Origin of the sequence: Frigoribacterium sp. MEB024 (assembly GCF_000878135.1) — a bacterium.
Taxonomy (GTDB): Bacteria; Actinomycetota; Actinomycetes; order Actinomycetales; family Microbacteriaceae; genus Frigoribacterium.
The window spans coordinates 1-4,539 of sequence record NZ_JXQZ01000073.1; the positions used below are offsets into that span (position 1 = coordinate 1).

At 73.0% G+C, this 4,539-nt stretch carries 4 protein-coding genes; 2 read left to right on the forward strand and 2 right to left on the reverse strand.

Going from position 1 to position 4,539, the window contains the following annotated elements; genetic code table 11:
- Positions 1-146 precede the first annotated feature (146 nt).
- Positions 147-2,093, forward strand: a complete 1,947-nt coding sequence (locus SZ60_RS12855; protein WP_043596527.1) for an ABC transporter ATP-binding protein — start codon at positions 147-149, stop codon at positions 2,091-2,093.
- A gap of 55 nt (positions 2,094-2,148) precedes the next feature.
- On the forward strand, positions 2,149-3,183 hold the full coding sequence (locus SZ60_RS12860) for an enoyl-CoA hydratase/isomerase family protein (RefSeq protein WP_043596528.1): 1,035 nt from the start codon (positions 2,149-2,151) through the stop codon (positions 3,181-3,183).
- 47 nt (positions 3,184-3,230) lie between these two features.
- Here SZ60_RS12860 and SZ60_RS12865 read toward each other — a convergent pair whose 3' ends face one another.
- Positions 3,231-4,283 carry a Gfo/Idh/MocA family oxidoreductase gene (locus tag SZ60_RS12865; RefSeq protein WP_043596529.1) on the reverse strand — a complete coding sequence of 351 codons (1,053 nt, stop codon included), beginning with the start codon at positions 4,281-4,283 and terminating at the stop codon, positions 3,231-3,233.
- Positions 4,280-4,539, reverse strand: a 260-nt coding sequence (locus SZ60_RS12870; RefSeq protein WP_043596530.1) for an aldehyde dehydrogenase family protein, incomplete at its 5' end; no start/stop codon positions are given. The genes SZ60_RS12865 and SZ60_RS12870, both read right to left, overlap by 4 nt.

The following is a 4,539-nucleotide window of genomic DNA, read 5'->3' on the forward strand; positions in this document are numbered from 1 at the left end:
CCTGGTCGGCATGCGGAGGCGCGGGCCGGTTCCGTGACGCAGGTGGAAGTCACCGGGACGAAGTACGGTCGTAGTCGGCGGTGGCACCGCCCGCGACATCCGACCGCCGCACCCCGCGACGCCGGTCACCTGGCACGAGAGGCATCATGAGCTCCGACACACGCGCGCGCACGACGACGTCCGAGGGCGAGGAGGCGCGGGTCGACCCACCGGCCGCGCCCCGGTCGCGGTGGGGTCGCCGCCCGCAGCCCGAGGGTCCCCGTGCCACGTTCCGTCAGCTGCTGCCCTACCTGTTCGAGCACAAGAAGGTCATGGCCTTCATCATCGTGCTCAGCGTCCTGGGTGCCGCCGCGTCGCTCGGTCAGCCGCTGCTCGTGCAGCAGGTCATCTCGGCCGTGCAGCAGGGCGTCACGCTCGGGCCCCTCGTCTGGGCGCTGGTCGCGCTGGTCGTCGTGGCCGGGCTGATCAGCGGGTTCCAGCACTACCTCCTGCAGCGCACCGGCGAAGGCGTCGTCCTCTCGAGCCGTCGTCGCCTCGTCGGACGCATGCTCCGGCTGCCCGTCAGCCAGTTCGACACGCGCCGGACGGGCGACCTCGTGTCGCGGGTCGGCTCGGACACCACCCTGCTGCGGGCCGTGCTCACGCAGGGGCTCGTCGAGGCGATCGGTGGCAGCCTCACCTTCGTCGGCGCCCTGGTCGGCATGTTCCTGATCGACCCCGTGCTGCTCGGACTGACCGTGCTCGTCGTCGCCGTCTCGGTCGTCGTCGTCGTGCTGTTGTCCGGTCGCATCCGCGTGGCGAGCCGCCAGGCACAGGAGAAGGTGGGCGACCTGACGGCCGCCGTCGAACGCGCCATCAGCTCGGTCCGCACGATCCGCGCCTCGGGCGCCACCGAACGCGAGATCGTCGCCGTCGAACGCGACGCCGAGGGCGCCTACCAACGGGGGCTGCAGGTGGCGCGCATCTCGGCACTCGTCGTGCCGATCTCGTCCGTCGCCCTCCAGGCCTCGTTCCTCGTCGTGCTCGGCGTCGGGGGGTACCGGGTGGCCAGCGGAGCCATCGAGATCGCCTCGCTCGTCTCGTTCGTGCTCTTCCTCTTCCTCATGATCATGCCGCTCGGTCAGGCCCTCGGTGCCGTGCTCAGCGTCAACCAGGCCCTGGGGGCGCTCGGACGCATCCAGGAGATCCTCGACCTGCCGAGCGAGACCGACGGCGACGAACGCCTCGCGGCCCAGGTGGCGACCCGTGAGGCGGGCGCCGGTCTCACGGCCGAGGACGGCATCGCCGTCCGGTTCGACGACGTGCACTTCCGGTACCCCGACTCGCCGGTCGCCACCGGGCCGGCGACGCGTGGGCCGCAGCTGTCCGGTGCCCCGGCCCACGACTCGGGCGAGGGCCCCGCCGACGACGACCTCACGGTGCTGCGAGGGGTGAGCTTCTCGGTGCCCGTCGGCAAGCGCACGGCCCTCGTCGGCCCCTCGGGAGCGGGCAAGAGCACGATCCTGTCGCTCATCGAGCGCTTCTACGACCCGACCTCGGGTGCCGTGCGCGTGGGCGGGGCCGACGTCCGCACCCTCGACCGGCGCGACCTGCGGTCGCGCATCGGCTACGTCGAACAGGACGCACCCGTGCTCGCCGGGACGATCCGCGACAACCTCACCCTGGGTGCGCCCGAGGCGACGGACGACGACTGCCGTCGGGTCCTCGAGGCCGTGAACCTGACCGCGGTGGTCGAACGCGGCGACGAAGGTCTCGACGCCCAGGTGGGCGAGGACGGGGTGATGCTCTCCGGCGGCGAACGTCAGCGCCTGGCCATCGCCCGCACGCTGCTCAACGCGCCGCCGATCCTGCTGCTCGACGAGTCGACCTCGAGTCTCGACGGTCTCAACGAGCAGCGCCTCCGCGAGGCGATCGACGCCGTCGCCGAGAACCGCACGCTCATCGTGATCGCCCACCGGCTCTCGACCGTGGTCGACTCCGACCAGATCGTCGTCGTCGAAGCCGGCCGGGTGGTGGGCGTGGGCACCCATTCCGAACTCGTGCGGACGACGCCGCTCTACAAGGACTTGGCGAAGCACCAACTCCTCGTCTGAGAGCGGGGTGCGCGGGCGTCGGCGCACGGCCGCGACGCCGTGCGACGATGGCCCGATGAGCGACGTCGCCCCCACCGTCCTGACCCACGTCGACCGCGGGGTCGGCGTGATCACCCTCAACCGCCCGCAGAAGATCAACGCGGTGACGATCGAGATGCTCGGGCTCGTCGAGCAGGCGCTCGACGCCTGGCAGGACGACCCCGGGGTCTCGTCCGTGCTGCTGCGGGGCGCCGGGCCACGGGGGTTCTGTGCCGGGGGCGACATCGCGTGGATCCACGCGGCCGCCACGACGGACCCGCGACGCAGCGTCGACATGTGGCGGCGCGAATACCGGGGAACGCTGCGCCTGGCACGCTGGTCGAAGCCGATCGTGTCGCTTCTGGACGGCATCGCGATGGGTGCGGGCATCGGGCTCGGCGGTCACGTCACGCTCCGCATCGTCACCGAACGAAGCTCGGTGGGCATGCCGGAGACCCGCATCGGGCTCTCCCCCGACGCGGGCGGCAGCTTCTTGCTGTCGCGGGCCCCGGGTGAGCTCGGCACCCATCTCGCCCTGACCGGTCGTGCGATGACGGCTGCCGATGCCCTCCACACAGGCTTCGCCGACCTGTTCGTCCAGTCGTCCGAGCTGACGCGGGTCCTGCCGGCACTGGCCGACGGGGGCCCCGAGGCCGTGCGGGCACTCGGCACGGACGCGGGACCGTCCGATCTCGCCGGGGCCGCCGAGTGGATCGACGACGCCTACCGAGGCGACGACGCCCGGACGATCGTGCGACGCCTCCGCGAACTCTCGGCGTCGGGTCTCGCCGACGCCGGAGCCGTGGCCGACGACCTCGAGGCAGCCTCGCCCACGTCGGTGGTGCTGACCCTGGAGGCGCGGCGGCGGGCGGCCCGTCTGCCCGACCTCGAGGCGGTGCTGGGGCAGGAGCTGGGCATCGTCACCTCGCTCGCCGCGTCGCCGGACCTCGTCGAGGGCGTCCGCGCACGGGTGATCGACAAGGACCGCCGACCCCGCTGGTCACCTCCGACGCTCGCCGAGGTCGACGTCGCCGCGACCCTCGCGACGGTCGACTGGACGACGCGGCTCTGACCGAGGGGCGAGCGTCGTCCACGGGCCACTCGCCGATGGCCGCCGGGTCAGAGGCGGATCACGCGTCCCTCGGCCGCCGAACGACGCGCGGCCTCGATCACCTCGAGTGAGCGGACGGCGTCCCAGGGGTCGACCGGCAGCTCGCCTTCGCCGGCCAGGGCCCTGGCCAGCTGCGAGTAGAACGCGGGGTACCGGCCCGGATCGGTCGTCTCGTCACGGCGGGTGCCGCCCTCGGACACCACGCCCCGACGATCGCCCGCGTCGACACCGTAGGCGGGGTCGGTCGGCGCGAGTCCCGACGACAACTGGGCCTCTTGTGGGTCGAGACCGTGCACCTCGTACGCCCCCGCCGACCCCAGCACACGGAACCTCGGCCCGGGGAGGGCTGCCACGTGGCTCATCGCCAGCCGCGACCGCCGACCACCCTCGTGTTCAAGCGACAGGAACACGTCGTCGTCGGCCGTCCCGGACGGGCGGCGGGTCGCGATCTCGGCGTGCACCGCCCGGGCCGGCCCCAGGAGTCGTACCACCTGGTCGACGAGGTGCGGGCCCAGGTCGAACAGGATGCCCCCGCCGTCGGCCGGGGTCGCCCGGCGCTTCCAGCCGGCGCGGTTCTCGGGCTTCCAGGGTTCGAAGCGTGACTCGACGGTGTGCACGTCGCCCAGCTCGCCCGACGCCGCGAGGCGCGTCGCCGTCAGGAAGTCGCCGTCCCACCGCCGGTTCTGGTAGACGCTCAGCGGCCGGCCGAGAGACTCGGCGAGCTCGACGAGCCCGCGGGCGTCGGCGGCCGAGGTCGCGAGCGGCTTGTCGACGACGACGGCCGCCCCGGCCTGCAGGGCACGCGTCGCGGTCTCGACGTGGGTGTCGTTGGGGGTGGCCACGACGACCAGGTCGAGTCCACGGCCCCAGAGCTCGTCGACGTCGGCGACGACCTCGGCCCCGGGATGCGCCGCGGCGGCCTGCCCGGCACGGTCGGGGTCACGCGTGACGACGGCGTCGACCTGCCAGGCCGGGTCGGCGGCCAGCAGCGCGCCGTGGAACACCCGCCCCGCGAGCCCGTAGCCCACGATGCCGACGCGCAGCGGCTCGACGGCGCTCATGAGCCGGCGAACGGGTCGGGGGTCAGCACGTACACCGTGTCGAGGTACTCGTGGATGCCCTCGGCACCGCCTTCGCGACCGAGGCCCGACGACTTGACGCCGCCGAACGGCGCCGAGGCGTTCGACACCACGCCGACGTTGAGACCGAGCATGCCGGTCTGCAGCCGTTCGGCGAGCCGCTGCCCTCGGGCGAGGTCGCGGGTGAAGGCGTAGGCGACGAGCCCGAACTCGGTGTCGTTCGCGAGATGGACGCCCT

Bases quoted from the DNA above. Each gene is read 5' to 3' on its own strand.
- SZ60_RS12855 (WP_043596527.1), top strand. From the start codon at position 147: ATGAGCTCCGACACACGCGCGCGCACGACGACGTCCGAGGGCGAGGAG.
- SZ60_RS12860 (WP_043596528.1), top strand. From the start codon at position 2,149: ATGAGCGACGTCGCCCCCACCGTCCTGACCCACGTCGACCGCGGGGTC.
- SZ60_RS12865 (WP_043596529.1), bottom strand. From the start codon at position 4,283: ATGAGCGCCGTCGAGCCGCTGCGCGTCGGCATCGTGGGCTACGGGCTC.